The 24,232-nt window shown below is 55.5% G+C and carries 20 protein-coding genes; 10 read left to right on the top strand and 10 right to left on the bottom strand.

Annotated elements, in window-relative coordinates; translation table 11 throughout:
* Positions 1 to 61: 61 nt before the first annotated feature.
* Positions 62 to 424: a YibL family ribosome-associated protein gene (locus tag EAE_RS06290; RefSeq protein ID WP_015369186.1), complete on the bottom strand. Its 363-nt coding sequence runs from the start codon at positions 422 to 424 to the stop codon at positions 62 to 64.
* A 275-nt stretch (positions 425 to 699) separates the two neighbouring features.
* On the opposite strand from EAE_RS06290, the gene EAE_RS06285 reads away from it, so the two are divergent.
* Positions 700 to 924: a hypothetical protein gene (locus EAE_RS06285; RefSeq protein WP_015369187.1), complete on the top strand. Its 225-nt coding sequence runs from the start codon at positions 700 to 702 to the stop codon at positions 922 to 924.
* Here the strand turns inward: EAE_RS06285 and mtlR are convergent.
* The 3 genes from mtlR to mtlA all read right to left on the bottom strand — a co-directional run bounded on the left by mtlR (position 913) and on the right by mtlA (position 4,669).
* The gene (gene mtlR, locus EAE_RS06280) at positions 913 to 1,509 is read right to left on the bottom strand and encodes a mannitol operon repressor MtlR (protein ID WP_015703790.1); all 597 of its coding nucleotides are present in this window, start codon (positions 1,507 to 1,509) and stop codon (positions 913 to 915) included. The two genes, EAE_RS06285 and mtlR, sit on opposite strands and share 12 nt — an antisense overlap.
* Positions 1,509 to 2,657 carry a mannitol-1-phosphate 5-dehydrogenase gene (gene mtlD, locus EAE_RS06275; RefSeq protein ID WP_015703789.1) on the bottom strand — a complete coding sequence of 383 codons (1,149 nt, stop codon included), beginning with the start codon at positions 2,655 to 2,657 and terminating at the stop codon, positions 1,509 to 1,511. The genes mtlR and mtlD overlap by 1 nt, the downstream gene beginning before the upstream one ends.
* A 101-nt stretch (positions 2,658 to 2,758) precedes the next feature.
* Positions 2,759 to 4,669: a PTS mannitol transporter subunit IICBA gene (mtlA, locus tag EAE_RS06270; RefSeq protein WP_015369190.1), complete on the bottom strand. Its 1,911-nt coding sequence runs from the start codon at positions 4,667 to 4,669 to the stop codon at positions 2,759 to 2,761.
* A 538-nt stretch (positions 4,670 to 5,207) separates the two neighbouring features.
* On the opposite strand from mtlA, the gene EAE_RS06265 reads away from it, so the two are divergent.
* The 7 genes from EAE_RS06265 to EAE_RS06235 all read left to right on the top strand — a co-directional run bounded on the left by EAE_RS06265 (position 5,208) and on the right by EAE_RS06235 (position 12,742).
* A complete protein-coding gene (locus EAE_RS06265; RefSeq protein WP_015703788.1) occupies positions 5,208 to 5,573 on the top strand; it encodes a DUF3302 domain-containing protein in 366 nt (121 codons plus the stop codon).
* Positions 5,574 to 5,575: 2 nt separating this feature from the next.
* A complete protein-coding gene (locus tag EAE_RS06260) occupies positions 5,576 to 6,712 on the top strand; it encodes an HlyD family secretion protein (RefSeq protein WP_015369193.1) in 1,137 nt (378 codons plus the stop codon).
* A gap of 91 nt (positions 6,713 to 6,803) precedes the next feature.
* Positions 6,804 to 7,412, top strand: a complete 609-nt coding sequence (locus EAE_RS06255; protein WP_015369194.1) for a glutathione S-transferase — start codon at positions 6,804 to 6,806, stop codon at positions 7,410 to 7,412.
* A gap of 105 nt (positions 7,413 to 7,517) precedes the next feature.
* Entirely contained in the window at positions 7,518 to 8,906 is a 1,389-nt protein-coding gene (gene selA / locus EAE_RS06250; RefSeq protein ID WP_015703787.1) for an L-seryl-tRNA(Sec) selenium transferase, read from the top strand.
* The gene (selB, locus tag EAE_RS06245) at positions 8,903 to 10,762 is read left to right on the top strand and encodes a selenocysteine-specific translation elongation factor (RefSeq protein WP_015703786.1); all 1,860 of its coding nucleotides are present in this window, start codon (positions 8,903 to 8,905) and stop codon (positions 10,760 to 10,762) included. The genes selA and selB overlap by 4 nt, the downstream gene beginning before the upstream one ends.
* Positions 10,763 to 10,931: 169 nt before the next feature.
* Complete coding sequence (yiaY, locus tag EAE_RS06240) at positions 10,932 to 12,083, top strand: L-threonine dehydrogenase (protein ID WP_015369197.1); 1,152 nt, start codon at positions 10,932 to 10,934, stop codon at positions 12,081 to 12,083.
* Positions 12,084 to 12,253: 170 nt separating this feature from the next.
* Entirely contained in the window at positions 12,254 to 12,742 is a 489-nt protein-coding gene (locus EAE_RS06235) for a 4Fe-4S binding protein (protein ID WP_015703785.1), read from the top strand.
* Between the two features lie 37 nt (positions 12,743 to 12,779).
* On the opposite strand, the gene avtA is transcribed toward EAE_RS06235, so the two are convergent.
* Together avtA and EAE_RS06225 are read right to left on the bottom strand one after the other, a co-directional pair.
* Positions 12,780 to 14,036: a valine--pyruvate transaminase gene (gene avtA / locus EAE_RS06230; RefSeq protein ID WP_015369199.1), complete on the bottom strand. Its 1,257-nt coding sequence runs from the start codon at positions 14,034 to 14,036 to the stop codon at positions 12,780 to 12,782.
* Between the two features lie 172 nt (positions 14,037 to 14,208).
* Positions 14,209 to 16,239 carry an alpha-amylase gene (locus EAE_RS06225; RefSeq protein ID WP_015703784.1) on the bottom strand — a complete coding sequence of 677 codons (2,031 nt, stop codon included), beginning with the start codon at positions 16,237 to 16,239 and terminating at the stop codon, positions 14,209 to 14,211.
* 315 nt (positions 16,240 to 16,554) lie between these two features.
* Between EAE_RS06225 and EAE_RS06220 the strand changes: the two genes are divergently transcribed.
* Positions 16,555 to 17,382 (top strand): protein bax, encoded by an 828-nt coding sequence (locus EAE_RS06220; protein ID WP_020077703.1) that lies wholly within the window; start codon positions 16,555 to 16,557, stop codon positions 17,380 to 17,382.
* Positions 17,383 to 17,425: 43 nt separating this feature from the next.
* On the opposite strand, the gene xylR is transcribed toward EAE_RS06220, so the two are convergent.
* The 4 genes from xylR to xylF form a co-directional block, all read right to left on the bottom strand.
* Positions 17,426 to 18,604, bottom strand: coding sequence for a D-xylose utilization transcriptional activator XylR (gene xylR / locus EAE_RS06215; RefSeq protein ID WP_015369202.1), 1,179 nt, complete (start codon positions 18,602 to 18,604; stop codon positions 17,426 to 17,428).
* A 122-nt stretch (positions 18,605 to 18,726) separates the two neighbouring features.
* The gene (gene xylH / locus EAE_RS06210) at positions 18,727 to 19,908 is read right to left on the bottom strand and encodes a xylose ABC transporter permease XylH (RefSeq protein WP_015369203.1); all 1,182 of its coding nucleotides are present in this window, start codon (positions 19,906 to 19,908) and stop codon (positions 18,727 to 18,729) included.
* Positions 19,886 to 21,427, bottom strand: a complete 1,542-nt coding sequence (locus tag EAE_RS06205) for a xylose ABC transporter ATP-binding protein (protein ID WP_015703783.1) — start codon at positions 21,425 to 21,427, stop codon at positions 19,886 to 19,888. Before EAE_RS06205 ends, xylH begins: the two co-directional genes overlap by 23 nt.
* Before the next feature lie 64 nt (positions 21,428 to 21,491).
* Complete coding sequence (gene xylF, locus EAE_RS06200) at positions 21,492 to 22,487, bottom strand: D-xylose ABC transporter substrate-binding protein (RefSeq protein ID WP_015703782.1); 996 nt, start codon at positions 22,485 to 22,487, stop codon at positions 21,492 to 21,494.
* 372 nt (positions 22,488 to 22,859) lie between these two features.
* Here xylF and xylA point away from each other — a divergent pair, with 372 nt between their 5' ends.
* A complete protein-coding gene (xylA, locus tag EAE_RS06195) occupies positions 22,860 to 24,182 on the top strand; it encodes a xylose isomerase (protein ID WP_015703780.1) in 1,323 nt (440 codons plus the stop codon).
* The last annotated feature ends 50 nt before the right edge of the window (positions 24,183 to 24,232 follow it).

Genomic DNA, 24,232 nt, shown 5'->3' with positions numbered 1-24,232 from the left:
GTGAGTTCACGGCCCGGTAGGGCTACCGGGTAAAAGACGACAAACTCACAGCGGCAAAAGATTAAAACTCGCTCTTCGCGAAGCCGGTCATCTCTTTAAGGCCCATTTCACGGCCCAGCGCGGTCATCGGATGGACGACAACCAGTCCGCGCACGCTTTTCTTCAGCTTGCCCATATCGGCCTGCTCTTTTTTGGTGATGGCGCGACGGTGCGGCATGCTCATCAGTTTCTGCGCTTCTTTGCTCAGCTTCTGCGACTGAACGGAACGCAGGCGTTCGATTTCCGTTTCCAGGGTCGCCTTTTCTTTTTCCAGCTCCGCGTATTTATCGGCGGCTTCGACCAGCGACAGGTCGGCCTGCTGGTGGCGGATGGCGTCGAGACGGTCGCTCAAACGCTTGATTTCATTCTTTTCGACTTCTTTCATGGTAATTTTATCTGTGAATAAAGGGGCTTCGACGTTACATAGTATGGGCCGGGCGGGCCTTTGTTGATAGTTTTTTATCGAAATACTCGTGGCTTCACCGCCGTAAGCATGAGACCTGATATATTATAACTATCTGAATAGTAGCGATATTGTAATTTTAATTAAGCTGTTTATCATTTTTGTGAAGCCTGACGACCATTCAGCACGTTTTCCTCAACTTGCTCCCTTTTTTTCGCCAATCCTTAATCAGATCCCCCTGAACAGAGGAGAGCGTGATGGCGAAAATCGGCGACGGCGTACCACGTATCATCGATAAAACGGTAGATTTCATGGCCTCGAGCCAGGCGTTTATGGAATATCTGAAAAAATGCCCGCGTTTACAGCGGATACCGCGCGATATTCCTGAGGATAAAAAAGCGCTATTTCTGAGTCGTCTGGAGTATTACCGGCAGCTGTACCGGCCGACGTGCGACCAGCAAGAAGCGGAGTCAGAGCGTTGATTTCTGGAAGGCTTTTTTTAAGCTGATTCGGGAAATCAGCTCAGTCAGAGACAACACCATTGTAGAACGTACCATCTGCTGGTAGCGCAGTTTCTGCATTGCCAGCAGTTCCTTATCGCTCTCATCAAACAGCGGCGTTGGCGGAAGCGCGGCGACGCAGTGCAGCTCGCCTAACGGCCCGAGAATTTCATCGTCGGTGAAAGCGTACTCATTGCCGTCATGATTGAGCTCTTCACGCAAGGCCATCAATAGCTCGGCATCTTCGTATTCGGCGCGGCTTATCACCCCAAGGCCGTAGATAAGCTTCAGGCGTACGGAAAGATCGCCCAGCGGCCCACTGCCCTCCAGCAATGGCTCCACTGCGTATTTCACCGCGTAATCGTCTTTGCGGAATACCTGAAGCACCAGAATATTGACCGCCTCCGTCAGGAGTTCGACGGCGGCTATCAGGAAACTTCTTACGGTCTTACCAGCATTTAAACGCTCAAGTACGCGGTTTTCAAATGCCTGTGTTTCTTCCATTATTGCCTGCATATCTGACAGGAGTGGTATTGGGCGCGGCATCGGCCGCGCCAGGTTGTACATCATTTTACCGCGTTGTAGTCGTTAACGGCTTCCGCCACTACAGCGCTTGCCGCATCCAGACCGGAAATCTGCGCCAGCGCGGCCTGTGGCCCTTTTTCGGCAATCAGCGCCGCCAGTTCCTGAGCCTGCGGATCGTCTTCGCTGCGGAAATGCATGGCCGCGGCAATCCCTTTTACCAGGTTCCGGTGCGGCAGGCCGTATTCCAGCGTGCCAAGCAGCGGCTTGATCAAACGATCGCCCGCGCTCAATTTACGCAGCGGCTGGCGGCCGACGCGCTCCACATCATCTTTCAGATACGGGTTCTCAAAGCGACCGAGGATCTTCTGGATATAAGCCGCGTGTTTCTGCGCATCAAAGCTGTAGCGTTTAATCAGCACCGCGCCGCTCTCTTCCATTGCGCCTTTCACGACGGCGCGAATGTGCTCATCGAGAATCGCGTCGCGAATCGTTTGATGGCCCGCCAGTTTCCCGAGGTAGGCGGTTATAGCATGCCCGGTGTTTAAGGTGAATAGCTTACGCTCGACAAATGCCATCAGGTTATCGGTTAATTCCATTCCTGGGATGTTCGGCAGCTCGCCCTTAAACTGGGTTTTATCCACAATCCATTCGCTGAAGGTTTCAACGGTGACTTCCAGCGGATCGTGGGTGGCGGAAGCCGACGGCGGCACGATGCGGTCTACGGCGGAGTCGACGAAGCCGATATGCGCTTCAACCCACGCTTTGTCCTCTTCCGCCAGCGCGTTAAACACATGGCCTTTCAGCTGGCTGGTGCCGCGTACCATGTTTTCGCAGGCGATGATATTCAGCGGGCGTTCAATACCCTGCGCTTTACGTTTCACCAGGCCTTTGGCGATGGCAGGGGCGATACGCTCCAGAACGACGGGGCCGACCGCGGTGGTCACCAGGTCGACATCGGCGATCAGATCCACCACCTCATCGCCAATGCTGCTGACGGCATTCACGCCGGAGACGGTATCAACCTGTTCGTTTTCACCCACCACGTGGACCTGATAGCTATGACGGGCATTCAGGGCATCAAGGACCACCTGATTAACATCGGCGAACGTAAGGGAGATACCGGCGTCAGCCAGCAGTTTGCCAATGAAGCCACGTCCGATATTACCTGCGCCAAAATGTAATGCTTTCATAGTATTAACCTTCAATTAATGTTTTTACCTGAGAGGGCTGGGGTGAGGCTTTTCCCTCACCCCAACCCTCTCCCAAAGGGAGAGGGTATGGAGCGTTGTGGTTATTTATTCAGCAACGATAGGACTTCTTCGACGCTGGTGGTTTTCGCCAGCCGCTCAATCACGGTTTCATCATCCAGTGCGTTGGTCAGGCTGGTGATAACGTGAATGTGTTCGTTGTTGCGGGCGGCGATACCGATGACCAGACGCGCGACTTCATCTTCTTCTTCGCCGAAGCGCACGCCTTCCGGATACTGGCAGAAGACGACGCCGGTTTTCAGTACCCGGTCTTTCGCTTCAATGGTACCGTGCGGTACCGCGATAGATTCGCCAAGATAGGTTGAGGTCAGCTTCTCGCGGTCGAGCATCGCCTGCACGTATTCCGGCTCAACGTATCCGCCTTTCACCAATTGTTCACCGGCGAAGCGAATGGCCTCTTCTTTGGTCGCCGCTTTGCGCCCGAGGAAGATGTTATCCGCACCCAGCTGGAACAGGTTTTTGTCAGTATTATCAAAGCTATCTTTCAGGCTATCGGTGACTTTCACTTCGTTGTCGATGTGGCGCTGCGCCGCTACCAGACGCTCGGTCAGGCTGGTATACAGACCGCTGTCGAGGAAGTTGGTCAGCGAAATATGCTGTGCCTGCGGTACCTGGCGCATGGCGCGCTCGGTCAGGTCGCGGTGGGTGATCACCAGGTCGACATCCGGCGGCAGGTTGTTAATCGCGCTGTTAGTGACAGAGATATTGCTCAGTCCGGCATCCTGGACTTTCTTACGCAGTACCCCGGCGCCCATGGCGCTGGAACCCATACCGGCGTCGCAGGCAACGATGATTTTACGCACGTGGCTAAGGTCGTTAGCCACGTCGCCCGCCGCCAACGGCGTCGCCGCGCCTTTGGACTCGGCTTTCATGTCGTGCATGCGACGGGTTGCGGCTTCGATATCGTCTTCTTCTTTCACTTTGCTGGTTTTCAGCAGGATGGCGGAGACAATAAAGGAGACCGCCATCGCCGCAATAATGGCCGCGATGTTAGCGAAGTAGGCGCCTTTTGGCGTCATCGCCAGTACCGCCAGAATGGAACCCGGGGAAGCCGGGGAAACCAGGCCGCCGTTGAGGATAGTCAGGGTGAAGACACCGGTCATACCGCCGAGGATAACGGCCAGAATCAGACGCGGGTTCATCAGCACGTACGGGAAGTAAATTTCGTGGATACCGCCCAGGAAGTGGATGATTGCCGCACCGCCCGCAGACTGCTTCGCGCTGCCGCGGCCAAAGAACATGTACGCCAGCAGAACGCCCATCCCCGGACCCGGGTTAGCTTCAATCAGGAAGAAGATGGATTTGCCAAGCTCATGGGACTGCTGAATACCCAGCGGCGAGAAGATACCGTGGTTAATCGCGTTATTGAGGAACAGGATTTTCGCCGGTTCAACAAAGATAGACGCCAGCGGCAGCATGTCGTGCGCCACCATGAAGTTAACGCCAGCCGCCAGCAGTTTTGACAGCACTTCAACCGCCGGGCCGATGCCGAGGAACGCCAGAATGGCAAGGATCATCCCGATGATGCCGGCGGAGAAGTTATTCACCAGCATTTCGAAACCGGATTTGATCTTACCGTCTACCCAGGCGTCAAATTTCTTAATGCAGTAGCCACCGAGCGGGCCGGCGATCATTGAGCCGAGGAACATCGGCATATCCGCGCCGACGATAACGCCCATGGTGGTGATAGCGCCGACGACGCCGCCGCGTTCACCGCCAACCAACTTACCGCCGGTATAACCGATCAGTAGCGGCAGCAGGTAGGTGATCATCGGGCCGACCAGCTTCGCCAGCGTCTCGTTCGGCAACCACCCTGTTGGGATAAATAACGCGGTGATAATCCCCCACGCGATAAACGCGCCGATATTCGGCATCACCATATTGCTGAGGAAACGACCAAAGCTTTGCACCTTGATCTTGATATCGGATGACATAAAACACCCCTTCTTCTGTTTTGCTTATCGCGCAGGCTGAACGCCCGAGGTTTGTTGTTAATGTGGCGGCAGAGGTAGCCGGACCCTGATTGATAGTGCGAAATCTGGCACTGAATCGTTAAGCTGTCCAGCGAGCGGCTTTTTATGTGATTTTGATCACATAAATATAGGTGTCTGGTGCTTATATGTAGTGATCATCATCACAAAAATGATGTGTAAAAAAACAACAACAGGCCATGAAAGCTCCTGAATCGCATATTTATGTGATATTCGTCACATTATAACTTTGCGATTTTGTTATTTGTTTGTGATGAGCATCACAAAATATTTTGCGCTCAATTCCGCCAGGTGTGATCTGCCGCAGGTTCTGCTTTCCCCAGCGGCCAACGATGTAACTTTGCAACCCGCCTGCGCGAAGAACATTTTTTGCCGCTGATGGCGGAAATGAAAACGGTGAATTATGCTCAAATTGTCAGCCAGCCGCCGCTTCGTCGGCGCTCACAATTCCAATAATCTATTAGCGTGAATCGAGGAAATTATGTTTCTCAATTATTTTGCGCTGGGCGTTCTAATCTTCGTTTTCCTGGTTATTTTTTACGGGATTATTATTTTGCACGATATTCCGTACCTGATTGCGAAGAAACGTAATCATCCGCACTCTGACGCAATTCACGTCGCGGGGTGGGTCAGCCTGTTTACGCTGCACGTAATATGGCCATTTTTATGGATCTGGGCCACCCTCTATCAGCCGGAGCGCGGCTGGGGAATGCAGCATAAGCCGAATGACGCAGGGACTGATGGCGCTGACAGCGAGCTGGCGCAGCTCAATCAGCGTATCGCTGAACTCGAACATAAAATCGCGCATCTGCAGCCGACAGCGCCGCCATCCTCAACGGAGAAATAATCATGGACCTGTTGATCATTTTGACGTACGTGGCCATTGCGTGGTCGGTATTTAAAATATTCCGTATTCCGGTAAATAAATGGACGGTCCCGACCGCGGCCCTGGGCGGCGTATTTATTGTTAGCGCGCTTATTTTATTAATGAACTATAACCACCCTTATACTTTTACTGCGCAGAAAGCGGTTATTTCTATTCCTATTACGCCGCAGGTTACCGGCATTGTTAGCAGCGTGACCGATAAAGCCAACCAGCGGGTGAAAAAGGGCGAGGTACTATTTACTATCGACCCGGCGCGCTACCAGGCGCGTGTCGACAGGCTGCAGGCCGATCTGGTCACCGCTCTGCACAGTATCAATACCCTGAAAGCCCAACTGCAGGAAGCGCAGGCGAACACCGTGCGCGTCTCCGCCGAGCGCGACCGGCTGTATAAAGATTATCAGCGCTATTTGAAAGGCAGCCAGGCGCGGGTCAACCCATTTTCGGAAAGCGATATCGATAATGCGCGGCAAAACTATCTTGCCCAGGATGCGTTGGTGAAAGCCTCGGTTGCCGAGCAGGCGCAGATTCAGAGCCAGCTGGATAGCACGCTGAATGGCGAACAGTCGCAGGTGGTGAGCCTGCGCGCGCAGTTGGCGGAAGCGAAATATAACCTCGATCAGACCACCGTCCGGGCGCCGAGCGATGGCTACATTACCCAGGTGCTGATTCGCCCGGGAACCTACGCCGCGTCGCTGCCGCTGCGCCCGGTGATGGTCTTTATTCCGCAACAGAAACGGCTAATTGTCGCCCAGTTCCGCCAGAACTCGTTGCTCAGGCTGGAGGCCGGCGATGATGCCGAAGCGGTGTTTAACGCCCTGCCAGGTCAGGTATTCCACGGTAAACTGGTCAACGTATTGCCGGTGGTGCCGGGCGGGACTTATCAGGCGCAGGGTTCGCTGCAGTCGCTGAGCGTCACGCCGGGTAGCGATGGCGTGCTGGCGACAATTGAACTGGATCCCGATGCGCAGGTCGATGCGCTGCCCGACGGCATCTACGCCCAAGTGGCGGTCTATTCCGACCATTTCACCCACGTGTCGGTGATGAGAAAAGTGCTGCTGCGCATGACCAGCTGGATGCACTACCTCTATCTCGATCATTAATGCGATCGGCGGCAGGTTGAGACAACGTCGCGCCTGCCATTTGCCTGCGCCTGAACCATACTGATCTTTTCGTTGGCGAAAGGAGCAGGCAATGAAACTGATCGGCAGCTATACCAGTCCTTTTGTACGCAAAATTTCCGTTATCTTGCTGGAAAAGGCGATCCCCTTCGAGTTTGTGAACGAATTCCCCTATAACGACGTCAACGGTGTGGCGCAGTACAACCCGCTGGGAAAAGTCCCGGCGTTGCTGACCGATGACGGCGCGTGCTGGTTTGATTCGCCCATTATTGCGCAATATCTGGAACTGCTAAACGTCGCGCCGGCGATGCTGCCCGCGGAACCTCTGGCGGCGCTGAAGATGCGCCAACTGGAAGCCTTGTCTGACGGCATCATGGAGGCGGCGATCGCACTGGTGCGGGAAAAAGCGCGTCCGGCGGCCCAGCAGTCAGAAACCGAACTGCTCCGCCAGCGGGAAAAAATCGCTCGCGGCCTTGATATGTTGGAAGGGTACGCCGCCGACGGTACCTTGCGTCACGGTGAGCTGAATCTGGCGACCATTACTGCCGCCTGCGCTATTGCTTATCTGAATTTTCGTCGCGTGGCGCCCGGCTGGTGCGCGACGCGGCCAAAACTGGTCAAACTGGTCGAGACGTTGTTTCAGCGATCCAGTTTTGCCCGTACCGAACCGCCAGGGAGTTGACCCAGGCAGGTAACAGTTTCCTCGCGCAGGCGTTACAATCGCCACTCATTGTTGACTCCCTCTCCCGTCGGGAGGGGGGAAAATAACTTATCGTCAGGTTCACTCATGTCTACCGATACTCGCGCGCTTTATACCCGGCTTCCGGCCATTGACCGTTTACTTCGCGATCCCGCTTTTGCTTTACTGCTCGATCGCCATGGCCATTCGCAAATCGTGGCGCTTCTGCGCCAGATGTTGGATGAGGCGCGGAAACATATCCGCCAGGCGCAGGCATTGCCAGAGTGGTGCGACGACTGGCCGCAGGAGACCGCCAGCCGGCTGAACCATAGTCAGCAGAGCGCGCTGCGTCCGGTATTCAACCTGACGGGCACCCTGCTGCACACCAATCTGGGGCGCGCTATCCAGGCGGAAGCCGCGGTGCAGGCGGTGGCGCAGGCGATGCGCGCGGCGGTCACGCTGGAATACGATCTCGACGATGCCGGGCGCGGTCATCGCGACCGGGCGCTGGCCGATCTGCTGTGTCGGATCACCGGCGCGGAAGATGCCTGTATCGTCAATAACAACGCGGCGGCGGTGCTGCTGATGCTGGCGGCGACGGCCAGCGGGAAAGAAGTGGTGGTTTCGCGCGGCGAACTGGTCGAGATCGGCGGCGCATTTCGCATCCCCGACGTCATGCGCCAGGCCGGTTGTCTGCTGCATGAAGTGGGCACCACTAACCGCACCCACGCCAAAGATTATTGTCAGGCTATCAATGAGCAGACTGCGCTGCTGATGAAAGTGCATACCAGCAACTACAGCATTGAAGGCTTTACCAAAGCGGTTGATGAGGCGGAGCTGGCGGAAATTGGCCGCGAATATGGCGTGCCGGTGGTGGCCGATCTCGGCAGCGGTTCGCTGGTGGATTTGAGCCAGTACGGTTTGCCGAAAGAACCGATGCCGCAGGAACTGATTGCCGCGGGCGTGAACCTGGTGAGCTTTTCCGGCGATAAGCTGCTCGGCGGACCGCAGGCGGGGATTATCGTTGGCGACAGGGCGCTGATCGCTAAGTTACAGAGTCATCCGCTTAAGCGTGCGCTGCGGGCGGATAAAATGACGCTGGCGGCGCTGGAGGCGACTCTGCGGCTGTATCTACATCCGGAGGCGCTGGCCGACGAGCTGCCGACGCTGCGCCTGCTAACCCGCCGCGCCGAAGATATTCGCCAGCAGGGCGAGCGCATTCAGCCTCGGCTGGCGGCGCACTATAGCGATTTTGACGTGCGCGTCGAAGCGTGTTTATCGCAAATCGGCAGCGGGTCGTTGCCGGTCGACCGACTGCCCAGCGCCGCGTTAACCTTTACGCCGCGCGATGGTCGCGGCAGCCAGCTGGAAGCGCTGGCCGCCCGCTGGCGCGCCTTGCCGATACCGACGATCGGCAGAATTTATGATGGCCGCTTATGGCTGGATCTGCGCTGTCTTGAAGATGAACCCCGGTTTATGGAGATGTTATTGAGATGATTATTGCCACCGCCGGACATGTGGACCACGGCAAAACCACGCTGCTGCAGGCGATTACCGGCGTCAACGCCGATCGTCTGCCGGAAGAGAAATCACGCGGTATGACTATCGATCTCGGCTACGCCTATTGGCCGCAGCCTGATGGCCGGGTGTTGGGTTTTATCGATGTGCCGGGGCATGAAAAGTTTTTGTCCAACATGTTGGCCGGCGTGGGCGGGATCGATCACGCGCTGCTGGTGGTGGCCTGCGATGACGGCGTGATGGCGCAAACCCGCGAGCACCTGGCAATTCTGCAGTTAACGGGAAAACCGACGTTAACCGTTGCGTTGACCAAAACGGACCGCGTGGACGCGGCGCGGGTTGCCGAAGTCCGGGCACAGGTGGAATCCACGCTGAGCGAGCTGGGGTTCGACGACGTGGCTTTCTTCGCCACCGCGGCGACGGAAAACCTCAGCATTGCCGAACTGCGCAGCCATTTGCTCCAGCTGACCGAGCGCGCGCATCCGCAACAGCAGCGTTTTCGTCTGGCGCTGGATCGCGCCTTTACCGTTAAGGGCGCGGGGCTGGTGGTGACCGGGACGGCGTTATCCGGCGAGGTAAAAATCGGCGATACCCTCTGGCTGACCGGCGCCAATAAACCCATGCGCGTCCGCGGGCTACATGCGCAGAATCAGCCGGTTGAACAGGCGCGGGCCGGGCAGCGTATCGCGTTGAACATCGTCGGCGACGCGCAAAAAGAGGATCTCAGCCGCGGCGACTGGCTGCTCTCGGCGCAGCCCGCAGAACCTTGCGAGCGGGCGATCGTCGAGCTCACCTGTCACGCGCCGCTCAGCCAGTGGCAGTCGCTGCATATCCACCATGCCGCCAGTCATATCACTGGCCGCGTTTCGTTACTGGAAGGCAATCTGGCCGAGCTGGTGCTGGATACGCCGCTGTGGCTGGCGGATAACGATCGTCTGGTGTTGCGCGATATCTCCGCTCGTTTGACGCTGGCCGGCGCGCGGGTGGTGACGCTGAATCCGCCGCGCCGCGGTAAACGCAAGCCGGAGTATCTGCAATGGCTTTACACGCTGGCGGCAGCGCAGGGCGACGATGCGCAGGCGTTGGATATTCATCTGCAGCGCGATGCGGTGCGTCTTGACGAGTTTGCCTGGGCGCGGCAGCTGAGCGCCGACGGCCTGACGGCATTAATTAACCGTCCGGACTACCTGCAGGCCGGGAATAGCCTGCTTAGTGCGCCGCTGGCCGCCCGCTGGCAGAAAAAACTGCTCGACGCGCTGGCCCGTTATCACGACCAGCATCGCGATGAGCCGGGGCCGGGGCGTGAACGTCTGCGGCGGATTGCGCTGCCGATGGAAGATGAAGCGCTGGTGCTGTTGTTGATTGAACAGATGCGCAGCAGCGGCGTCATTCAAAGCCATCACGGCTGGCTGCACCTGCCGGAACATAAAGCCGGGTTTACCGATGAGCAGCAGGCCATCTGGCAGCGTGCGGAATCGCTCTTCGCCGATGAGCCATGGTGGGTGCGCGATCTGGCGCGCGATCTGAACGTCGAAGAGTCGTTGATGCGCGCGGTGCTGCGCCAGGCGGCGCAGCAGGGGATGATTACGGCGATCGTGAAAGATCGTTATTATCGCAACGATCGGATTGTTGAATTTGCGCAATTGATCCGCCGCCTGGATCTGCAGCGTGGTTCCACCTGCGCGGCGGATTTTCGCGATACGCTGAATATTGGCCGTAAACTGGCGATTCAAATTCTCGAATATTTCGACCGCATTGGCTTTACCCGCCGTCGGGGCAACGATCATCTACTTCGCGATGCGCTGTTATTCCCTGAAAATAAAAACGGCGAATAATCACGCAAATGAAAAATTAAGCCGGTAATGTTTAACAGTACGTTAAAAATGAAAATATTAACGTACTGTTTTTCATCAAATTTCTTGCCATAAATGGCGTTCAGGTCATGTTTTTTATTTCGACATCCTCGTACCCTTCCATGATATTCACCTAAATGAAGGAATCATCATGGCTGCATCGACTTTTTATATTCCGCCAGTAAACGTTATTGGCGCTGGTTCTGTTACTGAAGCGATGAATACTATCCAGCAATACGGATATCGTCGGGCATTAATTGTCACCGACGCGATGCTGAATAAATTAGGTATGGCGGGTGAAGTACAAAAGGCGTTACAGGAGCGGGATATTTTCAGCGTGGTGTATGACGGCGTGCACCCGAACCCGACGACTCTGAACGTCGAAAGCGGTCTGGCGCTGCTGAAAGAGAATAACTGCGATTGCGTGATTTCCCTGGGCGGCGGTTCCCCGCACGATTGCGCGAAAGGTATCGCGCTGGTCGCGGCAAATGGCGGAAACATCCGTGACTATGAAGGGGTGGACCGTTCGGCAAAACCGCAATTGCCGATGATCGCTATCAATACCACCGCCGGTACGGCTTCCGAAATGACCCGCTTCTGCATCATTACCGATGTCGATCGCCACATCAAAATGGCGATTGTCGATAAGCACGTGACGCCGGTTCTGTCGGTTAACGACTCCTCGCTGATGATGGGGATGCCGAAATCGCTGACCGCCGCCACCGGTATGGACGCGTTGACTCACGCTATCGAAGCCTATGTTTCTATCGCGGCGACGCCGATCACCGATGCCTGCGCGTTGAAAGCGATGACCATGATTTCGCAGAATTTAACTCACGCAGTGGAAGATGGCGGCAATGAACAGGCGCGTGAAGCGATGGCCTATGCGCAGTTCCTTGCCGGTATGGCCTTCAACAACGCGTCGCTGGGCTACGTCCACGCAATGGCGCACCAGCTGGGCGGCTTCTACGATCTGCCGCACGGCGTCTGCAACGCCGTACTGCTGCCGTTTGTGCAGGAGTACAACTGCAGCGTCGCCGCCGCGCGTCTGCGTGACTGCGCGCAGGCAATGGGCGTGAACGTTGCCGGGCTGAACGATAAGCAGGGCGCGGAAGCCTGCATCGCGGCTATCCGCGAGCTGGCGCGTAAAGTCGGCATCCCGGCCGGTCTGCGCGATCTGAACGTTAAAGAAGAGGATATCCCGCTGCTGGCCAGCAACGCGCTGAAAGATGCCTGCGGTTTAACCAATCCGATTCAGGCGACTCACGAAGAAATCATGGCGATTTTCCGCGCCGCGATGTAATCCTAAAAACTCCCCGGCGGCGATACGCCGCCGGGTGAAGCGCCATTCCCCCCGGTTTTACCCAAATTTGATGTCGCATTTGCCTAAAACGTTGCTGATTCCATTCAGGATCAAAGCGCGTAGCGGGGCTTTTCTGGCACGCTGCGTTTTTATCCCGAATGGAGTTGAGGATGAACCGGTTTATTATCGCCGATGCGCAAAAGTGTATCGGCTGCCGAACCTGCGAGGTGGCCTGCGTGGTGTCGCATCAGCAGGATCAAGATTGTTCTACCGTTTCTGCAAGACGCTTTGCGCCGCGGATTCGGGTGGTTAAGAGCGATGAGCTATCAACGGCGACGCTGTGCCGTCAGTGCGAGGATGCGCCCTGCGCGAACGTCTGCCCGGAAGGGGCAATACGCCATGAAGGCGACGTCTGGCGAGTCGATCAACGCCTGTGCATTGGTTGTAAAAGCTGTATGGTGGCGTGCCCTTATGGGGCGATGACGGTGATGTTGACCGACGAAGGCGTGCAGGCGCTGAAGTGCGATCTGTGCGCGCACCGGCAAACGGGGCCGGCGTGCGTAGCGGCCTGTCCGACTCAGGCGCTGCGCTGTATTGAGCCCGCCGAGCTGGAAAGATTAAGCGCCGAGCGCCGCCGTTGGGCGGCGCAGGCAATGTAATCGGATGTTCCCGGTCAGTCATGGCCGGGAAACACCATCAGGCGTCTTGCTCCTGCCAGGCGCGCTCAATCTCTTCGGCAAGAATTTTCACTCCCGCCTCGATTTTCTCCGGGTCCGGCACGTAGTTCATGCGCATGCACTGATGCGTATGCGGCCACGGCTTGTCCAGCCCCGGGAAGAAGTAATCGCCCGGCACCATCAGCACACCGCGTTGTTTCAGGCGCTGATACAGCAGCTCGGTGGAGATCGGCAGATCCTTAAACCACAGCCAGAGGAAAATCGCCCCTTCCGGTTTATGAATCAGGCAGCGTTCTTCCGGCAAATAGCGGCGAATGGTAGCGATAGTTTCCTGAACACGCTGATAATAGAACGGTTTAATCACCGTCTCCGACAGACGCAGCAGGTCTTTACGCTTAATCATTTCGCACATCATTGCCGGACCAATGCCGCCCGGAGCGAGGCTGATAATGCCGTTCATATTGCTGATGGCGGTAATGATTTTCTCGTTGGCGATGATAATGCCGCAGCGCGTGCCCGGCAGGCCGAGCTTGGATAAGCTCATGCACAGCACGATGTTCGGATTCCACAGCGGGCGCGCTTCGCTAAAAATAATACCCGGGAAAGGCACGCCATAGGCGTTATCAATAACCAGCGGGACGCCGTGCTGATTGGCGAGGGCATCCAGCTTAATAAGCTCTTCGTCGGTAATGACGTTGCCGGTCGGGTTGGTTGGCCGGGAGACGCAGATCATCCCCGTCTCTTCGGTGATCTGCAGATGTTCGAAGTCCACGTGATACTTAAACTGGCCTTCCGGCAGCAGCTCAATGTTGGGACGGGTGGCGACAAACAGATCCTCTTCCAGCCCGGAATCGGCGTAGCCGATATATTCTGGCGTCAGCGGGAACAGCACTTTGCGGGTGGTGCCGTCGGCACGGCGGCCGGCAAACAGGTTAAATAAGTAGAAAAATGCACTCTGGCTGCCATTTGTTAGAGCAATATTCTGTGGTTCGATCTCCCAACCTAATTCTTCGCGCAGCATTTGCGCAAGCAGGGTCAGAAGCTCGCTTTTCCCTTGCGGACCATCATAATTGCAAAGCGCATCAAGGGCTTTGCCGTTATCCAGCATATCGGCCAGCAGGCTATTGAAGTATTCATTCATCTCCGGGATTTGCGCGGGGTTGCCGCCGCCCAGCATGATCGCGCCCGGTGTGCGCAGGCCGTCATTGAGGTCTTCCATCAGGCGGGTGATGCCTGAATGACGGGTGAATTTGTCGCCGAAAAGTGAAAATGTCATCGCGGATATTCTGTTGGTCTTCTGGAAAGGGAATTACCATAACGCCAGCGTCAACGCGGTGCAAATCGGCACAGGAGGGAGCGATTTATTTTTTGTTCTGCTAATAGGGGAGATATTAGTAATTTGTGCTGAAAAGGCTCCCGCCAGCGGCAAGGAGCCCGGTAAGCGACTGCTATTGCTGTCCGGCCCAGACAACCATCACTTTATCAGCGCTGCTTTCACGCACGAAACCATAGCCCTGCTCTAGCGTCAGCGTCTGTTGTTTACCCATACCAATGGCCGGATGGCGGGCGCGGAATTGGGCGATTTTTTGCCAGTGCGCGACATTATCGGATGCGCTGCCGGCAACATCCTGCCAGTTCATATCGGAGCGGGTACCCTGCAGCGGGTCGGAGCCCGTGGGGCCGAACGGGCGCGAAGATTCATCGCCATAGAAGAGTTGCACGGCGCCTGGCGCGAGTAATAACAGTTCCGCCGCCCGGCTGCCGCCTTCGCGGAACAGGCGGGTATCGTGCGAGGAGAGATAGCTCAGCACGTTGAAACCCTGCAGCTTGTCCGCCATCTGCTGCCAGGTGGCGTCCATGTTTGCAAGACAGTTTGCTGCTTTCGCCGCTTGATCCTGATAATCGAAATTAATCATCGCGTCGAAGCCGTGGCGATAGTAGTCGCTTTGCATTACGCCGTGACCCCAGGCCTCGCCGGTCATCCAGAATGGCGCATCATCCAGCGCTTTCTGCGGATTCGCTTTTTTCCATTCCGCCAGCGCGGCCGTGGCCTGCGTTTTGAGCTGCTGCCAGGCGTCCGGTTCGACGTGTTTCGCGGTATCGACGCGGAAACCGTCAATCCCGTAGTCGCGTACCCATTGGCTAAGCCAGTGGGTCAGATAGTCCCGCGGCGTGTAGCCGGCTATCTCTTTGGCGGCGGTATCTGGCTTGTGACGATAGAAATTTGGCAGGCCAGAAGGGATCGTCGATTCGGTTTTCAGGTCCGGCAGGAACGCCAGCGACATGGTGAAATCGTCGAAACCCGGATTGTCGTAGTCGCCGATATCGGTGCGGATCCATTTTTTCCCCCACCATTGTTCCCAGCCTGCTTTATCGCTGAAGTTGATGTAATCATTGAAGCTGTGCCAGCTTTGCCCCGACGCCGGTTCCCAATCGGTCCAGCGCTCGCCAAGCGTTTTTTTCAGTTCATCGCCTTTCAGGTACAACGAACCGAAGTGAAATTCCTGCATATCGGCGAGCGTGGCGTAACCGGCGTGATTCATGACGATATCAAACAGCACGCGTATACCGCGCCGATGGGCCTCATCAACCAGTTGCCGAAGATCGGCTTCGTCACCCATGTTGGCGTCAAGACGGGTCCAGTCCTGGGTGTAGTAACCGTGATAGGCGTAGTGGGGAAAGTCGCCTTTGGTGCCGCCGCCGACCCAGCCGTGAATTTGCTCCAGCGGTGAACTTATCCATAGCGCGTTGACGCCAAGCTGTTGAAGATAATCCAGCTTGCTGGTCAGCCCTTGTAAATCGCCGCCGTGGAAGGTGCCTATCTCCTGCATACCGTCTTTATGGCGCCCGTAGCTGTTGTCGTTGGCCGGATTGCCGTTGACGAAGCGATCGGTCAGGACAAAATAGATCGTGGCGTTGTGCCAGTTAAACGGCGCGCTGGCGGCGCTATTCGCTTGTTCAAGCAGCAGGAGCCCATTACTACCAGCGGCGGGCCGCAGCGTGATTTTGCCCGCTTTCACCGTGGCGATATTACCGCTATAAAAATCGCGGACCTGGCTTCCTTCAGCGAACGTTTGGCCGACGTCGAGCGTCAGCGGTTTACCATCCCATTTGGGGCACTGGCGCAGCAGCGGCTGCGTACTGGTAGTGTGCTGTTCCGCCAGCGACAGCATCAGCGTTGGCGTACCGGAGCGGGTATCGACTTCCAGCGTATAGCGCCCGTCACGGAACACGCGCCACTGCGGCGGCGTATCCCGGCAGGGTTCCAGCGACAGCATCTGATTGAGTTTTATCGCCCCCGCAGGCTGCCAGCACTGTTGGTCAAAACTTATCCGCAAAGGGCGGGTACCCTTCGTCACCTCATTTTGCGTCGTGAAACGGCCTGCATCCTGTTCAGTAAAGGCGGGGAAGTCAGCGGTTGTCCAGGCGGCAAAGGCCATCCCGGGCAGCAGTAGCGAGGCAAGCGCAGCGAGTTTCATGCTGGAGTCCTGTTAGTGGTTTTTATCACAGTGTGTCTGCGCGCCATAAGGTTGAAATCATCCCGCCGGTAATTTTGCGGGGAGGATGAAAAGGGGTGAGTGATTTAGCTCAAAAAATGAGCTATAAATGAGACGGAGATAGCATTTCTGCGCATTCGCGACGGTGCAGAAACCGATTTCAGGTGACAGCAATTCGGAATTGGACTATTTCTCTTGATGCTCTCTCTGGGTATTTTTGATACTATTCGCGATTCAACTATCGATTTTTTGCGAAAAACAAGGTGTTGGAATGAGTAAATCCGACCAGGAGACCTAATGATATCGATTCCCATGCGACGATATGGGGCTGCGATACTCATGTTACTTACCTGTATATTTTCAGGTAGTGTGTTGGCGACAACGCACACAGCAACAAAGAGTCATAAAGCCTCAGTAGTTAAGAAAGTAAAGAAGCCAAGTAGTATCAAGGTTAGCAGTAAACAAGAGTATTCTCGCAATAGTGTAAAGAGCAGTTCACTTCCTGATTTGCGAAAATACCCTTCCGGGACACCAAGGAAAAAAGCGTTTCTCCGGACGGTTATGCCTTACATTACAAAGCAAAATCAAGCGATCACGGCAGATCGTAACTGGCTTGTCTCTAAGCAATACGACGGCCGTTGGTCGCCGAGCGAGCAGGCGCGTCTGAAAGATATCGCCTCACGTTATAAAGTGAAGTGGTCTGGCAATACTCGCCGTATACCATGGAACTCGCTGCTTGAGCGCGTCGACATTATTCCAAACAGCATGGTGGCGACCATGGCGGCGGCGGAAAGCGGTTGGGGCACCTCGAAGCTGGCGCGCGTCAACAACAACCTGTTTGGTATGAAGTGCGGCGGCGGCAATTGTCGCGGTGCGATGAAAGGCTACTCCCAGTTTGAATCGGTCGAGCAGTCGGTTCAGGCTTACGTGAGAAACCTTAACACGCATCCGGCTTATTCATCCTTCCGTAAGTCTCGCGCACAGCTGCGTAAGACGGACCAGGAAGTGACTGCCAGCGCGATGATCCACAAGTTGAAGGGGTACTCGACGAAAGGGTCGAGCTATAACAACTATCTCTTCGCTATGTATCAGGACAATCAGCGCCTAATTGCCGCTCATATGTAATCATCAATGCCCGGTGCGTAAGCCCGGGCATTTTTCTTTTCTGCTACATCATCACTTCACTGTGCCGATCGCGGTACTCTTTCGGCGTCACGTCGTACTCTTTCTTAAACACTGAATAGAAATACTGCAGCGACGGATAACCGCACATCTGCGAAATTTCGTTTATCGATAGCGTGGTGGAGACCAGCAGGCTGCGCGCTTTTTCCAGCTTTTCGCTGTGGATCACCGTGTGGATGGTCTCGCCGACCTCTTCTTTAAAGCGTTTCTCCAGATTAGAGCGAGAGATGCCGACGGCGTCGAGCACCTGCTCAACCTTGATGCCTTTGCAGGCGTGATTGCGGATATAATGCATCGCCTGAATCACCGCAGGGTCGGTGAGCGAGCGATAATCGGTGGAGCGTCGCTCAATGACGCGCATCGGCGGCACCAGCAGCCGCTGTAGCGGTAGCGCTTCGTTTTCCAGTAATCGATGCAGAAGTTTCGCCGCCTGGTAGCCCATCTGCCGGGTACCCTGCGCCACGGAAGAGAGCGCGACGCGGGAGAGGTAGCGGGTCAGTTCTTCGTTATCGATGCCAATGACGCACAATTTTTCCGGCACCGGAATATGCAGCAGCTCACAGGCCTGCAGGACGTGACGTGCCCGGGCATCGGTCACGGCGATAATGCCGGTTTGCGGCGGCAGCGTTTGTAGCCAGTCGGCGAGCCGATTTTGCGCATGCTGCCAGTTCTCCGGCGCGGTCTCCAGCCCCTGATAGACCACGCCACGGTATTTCTCTTTGGCGACTAGCTGGCTGAAGGCGTGTTCGCGCTCCATCGCCCACCGCTTGCCGCTGGAGGTCGGTAGCCCGTAAAAAGCGAAACGGTTCACGCCTTTTTCTTTCAGATGCAGGAATGCGCTTTCGACCAGCGCGGCATTATCGGTGGCGATATAGTGAACAGGCGGATAGCATTCTGGCTTATGGTAGGAGCCGCCGACGCCGATAATTGGCACTTTGACATCCGCCAGCAGCTTTTCTATCTCCGGGTCGTCGTAATCGGCGATAACGCCATCGCCCAACCACTCTTTGATGTTTTCGATACGCGCGCGAAAATCCTCTTCGATAAAGATATCCCATTCCAGCTGTGATGCCTGCAGATATTCGCCAACGCCTTCAACCACCTGACGGTCATAGGCTTTGTTGGCGTTGAATAACAGCGTAATGCGGTGACGCTTTTCAAACATAGATATATTCCTGCTCTTACCCCGGTCATACAATACCGGCTAATGCCCGAATTATTTCAAGCGCCTTTTGGCGAAGTTTGGCGGTGGCGCAAGTTATTCGGGCATTTTTCATAGTGATACCGTTATGTTCTCCGCTTGGTAGCCGAATCCATCCAGACCGCCAACAGTAAAATGGCGCCTTTAACGATGTATTGCCAGAAGGTGGCGACGTCCATCATGCTCATGCCATTATCCAGCGCCGACATAATAAACGCCCCCATTACGGCCCCTGCCACGCTGCCGATACCGCCCGCCAGGCTGGTGCCGCCAATCACGCAGGCGGCGATGGCGTCCAGTTCGGCGATATTGCCGGCGGAAGGCGAACCCGCTCCCAGTCGCGAACTGAGGATCAACCCGGCGATAGCGACCATCAGGCCGTTAATAGCGAAGACTGCCAGCTTGGTGCGCTCGACGTTAATCCCGGAGAGGCGGGCCGCTTCCAGATTGCCGCCAATGGCATAGATACGACGGCCAAAAGCGGTGCGGGTCGCCATAAACATGCCTGCCAGCAGCAGGGCGGCGAGTATGAGCACCGGCGTCGGCACGCCGCGATAATCATTGAGCAACCAGATAGCGCCCAGCACGATAACTGCGGTGATGGTCTGACGGCCAACGGCGCCGCCAGAACTGGTGGTCGCCAGCCCTAACGCCTGTCGGCGCATCCGCCCGCGCCATTGCCAGATGATAAAGGCCGCCATGCCAATAACGCCGATACCAAAGCCGATGCCGTCCGGTAAATAACTTTGGCCGATTTGCGACATCGCCGGCGTGGTGGGCGAGACGGTGGTACCGTTGGTAATACCGATCAGAATTCCGCGAAACGCCAGCATGCCGGCAAGGGTAACAATGAAAGAGGGCACCTTGCGATAGGCGACCCACCATCCGTTCCACGCGCCGAGCAACAGCCCCATGACCAACGTAACGAGGATGGTGAGCGGCAGCGGCCAGCCGAGCCAGACGTCGAAAATCGCCGCCGCGCCGCCGAGCAGCCCCATCATCGAGCCGACGGACAGATCGATTTCCGCCGAAATGATCACGAACACCATGCCGACGGCGAGGATGCCGGTGATGGCGGTTTGCCGCAGGAGGTTGGAGATATTACGCGCGCTCAGATAGGCGCCGTCGGTAACCCAGGTAAAGAACAGCATAATGGCGATAATCGCGGCGATCATCACGAAAACCTGGAGATTGAGCCCTTTCAGCGCCGGAAAAACGGCAGGGGCGGATGGCGTAAGTTTGATTTCAGACGACGTGTTTTTCGACATGGCGTTCGCTCCTCAGTGCGGCTTCCATCACCTGTTCCTGGGTCAGACCTTGATTATGCAAATCGGCCTTAAGCTTGCCTTCGTGCATCACCAGCACCCTATCGCTCAGCCCGAGCACTTCAGGCAGTTCGGATGAGATCACGATGACGGCGATGCCTTGCTGCACCAGTTGATTGATAAGCTTGTAGATTTCGTATTTCGCACCGATATCGATGCCGCGGGTTGGTTCATCGAGGATTAAAATGCGCGGATTGAGCAGCAGGCAGCGGGCCAGAATCGCCTTTTGTTGATTGCCGCCGCTCAGGCGGCCAATCGCCAGATCCGGCGATGACGTTTTGATTTTCAGCCGCTGAATCGACTGCTGAATGCAGTGCTGCTCCGCGGCGTCATCGAGGCTGCTTGCCGGGCCGGTGAACTGGTTTAACGCCGCGAGAGTGATGTTCTTGCCGACAGCCATCACCGGCACGATGCCGTCTTTTTTGCGGTCTTCCGGCACCATGGCGATGCCATGGGCAATCGCCTGTTGGCAGTTGTTAATCGTCACCGGCTGTCCGTCGATAAAGATGCTTCCCTGCCAGCGCCCCGGCCAGACGCCAAACAGACACTGTACCGCCTCGGTGCGCCCGGCGCCGACTAACCCGGCGATGCCAAGGATTTCGCCGCGGCGGAGGGAAAACGACACGTCGTTGACGCGCTTGATATGACGGTTAACCGGGTGCCAGGCGGTGAGATGCTCGACCCGCAAGATCTCATCGCCATGACTATGTGGTTCATTTGGGTACAGCGCAGTGAGCTCGCGCCCGACCATCATAGTGATGATGTCATCTTCATTCATCCCGCTGGCGTCGCGGGTGCCAATATGCTGGCCGTCACGTATTACGCAGATAGTGTCGGAGATAGCTTTAACTTCATTGAGCTTGTGCGAAATATAAATACAGGCGATGCCGTGGTTTTGCAGATCGCGAATAATTGCCAGCAGCGTCGCGGTTTCTTGTTCGGTTAATGATGCCGTGGGTTCATCGAGGATCAGCAAACGTACCTGTTTATTTAGCGCCTTGGCGATCTCGACCAGCTGTTGCTGGCCCAGGCCTAAATCGCCAACGCGGGTATCGGGCGAGATCGATAAATTCACCTGCGCCAATAGCTTCTGGCAGCGCAGGGTCATGGTTTCGTAATCCAGCAGGCCATGGCGTGAGACCTCGGCGCCGAGAAAGATATTTTCCAGCACCGTGAGATGTTTCACCAACGCCAGCTCCTGGTGAATAATGGCGATACCTTTACGCTCGGTATCGCGAATATGATTCGCCTGTAACGTCTCGCCAGCGAAAATAATTTCACCTTCGTAGCTGCCGTGAGGATAGATCCCGCACAGCACTTTCATCAGCGTTGATTTCCCCGAACCATTTTCACCGCATAACGACACCACTTCCCCGGCATTCAGCCGCAGGCTGACGTTATCCACGGCCTTAACCGCGCCAAAGGCTTTGGTGATGTTCTTCATTTCGAGTAACCAGGACATAGAGACTCCGCAAAAGCGATATCCGGCAGGACGAAAATGACGCCCCGAGGCGGGGCGTCAGCCATTACAGTTCACTCTTTTTGTGGAAACCGTCTTTAATCACCGTGGCGTCAATATTCTCTTTATTGACTTCAATTGGCGTTAACAGGCGCGAGGGGACATCTTTTAAGCCGTTATTCAACGTGGCGTCAGCCTTGGGTTGCTGGTCATTGCCTAATTCAACGGCGATTTCGGCAGCGCTAGTGGCAAGCGTGGTAATCGGTTTATAAACGGTCATTGTCTGCGTGCCGGAAATAATACGTTTCACGCCAGCCAGATCGGCATCCTGCCCGGAAATGGCGACTTTACCCGCCAGCCCCTGGGCGCTTAGCGCCTGGATAGCGCCACCGGCGGTCGCATCGTTGGAAGCCACTACCGCGTCAATTTTGTTGTTATTCGCCGTCAGCGCGTTTTCCATGATTTTTAACGCATTTTCCGGCAGCCAGCCGTCGACCCACTGATCGCCGACGATCTTAATTTTGCCGTCATCGACATAAGGTTTGAGCACCTTCATCTGGCCGGCGCGGAACAGTTTGGCGTTATTATCCACCGGCGAGCCGCCCATCAGGAAATAATTACCCTGCGGCACTTTGTCAACCAGGCTTTGGGCCTGCATTTCACCGACTTTTTCATTGTCGAAAGAAATATAAAAATCGATGTCAGCATTATTAATCATGCGATCGTAGGCGAGGACTTTAATTCCCTCCTGCTTCGCTTCTTTAATAACGTTACTGAGCACCTGGCCGTTGTAAGGAATAATTACTAAAACATCGACGCCGCGATTGATCATATTTTCAATTTGCGACATTTGCGTTTCTTCGTTGCCATTGGCGGATTGCACAAATACTTTGGCACCTAATGATTCCGCTTTATTGACGAAAATATCGCGATCTTTTTGCCAGCGTTCCAGACGAAGGTCGTCGATGGCCATCCCAATCTTAACTTCTTTAGCCATGCCCGCCATGCTGGCGAGAAGGAGCGATGAGGCGCAGAGCGTAAGGCAAAGGTTCTTTATCTTCATAATAACGATACCTTTTCAAAGGGTAGGTAAGGCGTACAGGAATAAACTTCAGGTTGCAGATACGTTGCAGATTCTTAACGGGGAAGCGAGGGCTGGCAATTACCTGTTCTTATTTTCGCATTATGAAATTTAGTTTGTTTTGTAATTTATGACCGCGATCGTATTTTATTCAAGAGTATGCAGGTTATTTCATTTCACATCCATCATAGGATTCCATAAATGATGTGGAGAGGAATTATTTTTGCGAGCTGGCGCACGTTTGTGGATTCTCTCAATGGCGGTGTGAAATAACGTAATTGAGGAAGGCGAAAGTGGAATTCTATATTGACGTATAACTTGTTACTCGCCGCACCCCTGAATATGGAGTTCTCTATGCAGACCTATTTCGATCAACTCGATCGCGTTCGTTATGAAGGCCCGAAATCGACTAACCCACTGGCTTTCCGTCACTACAATCCGGATGAATTAGTACTGGGTAAACGCATGGAAGACCACCTGCGTTTCGCTGCCTGCTACTGGCACACTTTCTGCTGGAATGGCGCGGATATGTTTGGCGTGGGGTCCTTCGATCGTCCATGGCAGCAGCCGGGCGAAGCGCTGGAAATGGCGAAACGTAAAGCCGAAGTGGCATTTGAGTTTTTCCATAAGTTGAATGTGCCGTATTACTGCTTCCATGATGTCGACGTTTCTCCGGAAGGCGCTTCGCTGAAAGAGTACAGCAACAACTTCGCGCAGATGGTGGACGTACTGGCGGAAAAACAGCAGCAGAGCGGCGTTAAACTGCTGTGGGGGACGGCAAACTGCTTTACCAACCCGCGTTATGGCGCAGGGGCGGCGACGAACCCCGATCCGGAAGTCTTTAGTTGGGCGGCGACTCAGGTGGTCACCGCAATGAATGCGACCCACAAGTTGGGCGGTGAAAACTACGTTCTGTGGGGCGGTCGCGAAGGCTACGAAACCCTGCTTAATACCGATCTGCGCCAGGAGCGCGAGCAGATTGGCCGCTTTATGCAACTGGTGGTTGAACACAAACACAAAATTGGTTTCCAGGGCACCCTGCTGATCGAGCCGAAGCCGCAGGAGCCGACCAAGCACCAATATGATTATGATGCCTCCACGGTTTACGGGTTCCTGAAACAGTTTGGTCTGGAAAAAGAGATTAAACTGAACATTGAAGCCAACCACGCCACCCTTGCCGGCCACTCTTTCCACCACGAGATCGCCACGGCTATTGCGCTGGGCCTGTTCGGTTCGGTGGACGCGAACCGCGGCGATGCGCAGCTGGGCTGGGATACCGACCAGTTCCCGAACAGCGTAGAAGAGAACGCCCTGGTGATGTATGAGATCCTCAAGGCGGGTGGCTTCACCACCGGCGGCCTGAACTTTGATGCTAAAGTTCGTCGCCAGAGCACCGACAAATACGATCTGTTCTACGGCCATATCGGCGCGATGGACACTATGGCGCTGTCGCTGAAAGTCGCGGCGCGCATGATTGAAGACGGCGAGCTGGATAAACGCGTGGCGAAACGCTACGCCGGCTGGAACGGTGAATTGGGCCAGCAGATCCTCACAGGCCAGATGACCCTGACCGACATCGCGCACTATGCGACTCAGCATAACCTGGCGCCGCAGCACCACAGCGGGCATCAGGAACTGCTGGAAAACCTGGTAAACCATTATCTGTTCGATAAGTAATGCCGACAAAAGTGCCCGCTGAAACCGGGCACTGGCTGTAAACCATTTGT

The organism is Klebsiella aerogenes KCTC 2190 (genome assembly GCF_000215745.1).
GTDB lineage: Bacteria > Pseudomonadota > Gammaproteobacteria > Enterobacterales > Enterobacteriaceae > Klebsiella > Klebsiella aerogenes.
This window is presented reverse-complemented; position numbering and strand designations above follow the sequence as displayed.

Coding starts and splice junctions, on each gene's coding strand:
- EAE_RS06290 (WP_015369186.1), bottom strand. CDS start 424: ATGAAAGAAGTCGAAAAGAATGAAATCAAGCGTTTGAGCGACCGTCTC.
- EAE_RS06285 (WP_015369187.1), top strand. CDS start 700: ATGGCGAAAATCGGCGACGGCGTACCACGTATCATCGATAAAACGGTA.
- mtlR (WP_015703790.1), bottom strand. CDS start 1,509: ATGTACAACCTGGCGCGGCCGATGCCGCGCCCAATACCACTCCTGTCA.
- mtlD (WP_015703789.1), bottom strand. CDS start 2,657: ATGAAAGCATTACATTTTGGCGCAGGTAATATCGGACGTGGCTTCATT.
- mtlA (WP_015369190.1), bottom strand. CDS start 4,669: ATGTCATCCGATATCAAGATCAAGGTGCAAAGCTTTGGTCGTTTCCTC.
- EAE_RS06265 (WP_015703788.1), top strand. CDS start 5,208: ATGTTTCTCAATTATTTTGCGCTGGGCGTTCTAATCTTCGTTTTCCTG.
- EAE_RS06260 (WP_015369193.1), top strand. CDS start 5,576: ATGGACCTGTTGATCATTTTGACGTACGTGGCCATTGCGTGGTCGGTA.
- EAE_RS06255 (WP_015369194.1), top strand. CDS start 6,804: ATGAAACTGATCGGCAGCTATACCAGTCCTTTTGTACGCAAAATTTCC.
- selA (WP_015703787.1), top strand. CDS start 7,518: ATGTCTACCGATACTCGCGCGCTTTATACCCGGCTTCCGGCCATTGAC.
- selB (WP_015703786.1), top strand. CDS start 8,903: ATGATTATTGCCACCGCCGGACATGTGGACCACGGCAAAACCACGCTG.
- yiaY (WP_015369197.1), top strand. CDS start 10,932: ATGGCTGCATCGACTTTTTATATTCCGCCAGTAAACGTTATTGGCGCT.
- EAE_RS06235 (WP_015703785.1), top strand. CDS start 12,254: ATGAACCGGTTTATTATCGCCGATGCGCAAAAGTGTATCGGCTGCCGA.
- avtA (WP_015369199.1), bottom strand. CDS start 14,036: ATGACATTTTCACTTTTCGGCGACAAATTCACCCGTCATTCAGGCATC.
- EAE_RS06225 (WP_015703784.1), bottom strand. CDS start 16,239: ATGAAACTCGCTGCGCTTGCCTCGCTACTGCTGCCCGGGATGGCCTTT.
- EAE_RS06220 (WP_020077703.1), top strand. CDS start 16,555: ATGATATCGATTCCCATGCGACGATATGGGGCTGCGATACTCATGTTA.
- xylR (WP_015369202.1), bottom strand. CDS start 18,604: ATGTTTGAAAAGCGTCACCGCATTACGCTGTTATTCAACGCCAACAAA.
- xylH (WP_015369203.1), bottom strand. CDS start 19,908: ATGTCGAAAAACACGTCGTCTGAAATCAAACTTACGCCATCCGCCCCT.
- EAE_RS06205 (WP_015703783.1), bottom strand. CDS start 21,427: ATGTCCTGGTTACTCGAAATGAAGAACATCACCAAAGCCTTTGGCGCG.
- xylF (WP_015703782.1), bottom strand. CDS start 22,487: ATGAAGATAAAGAACCTTTGCCTTACGCTCTGCGCCTCATCGCTCCTT.
- xylA (WP_015703780.1), top strand. CDS start 22,860: ATGCAGACCTATTTCGATCAACTCGATCGCGTTCGTTATGAAGGCCCG.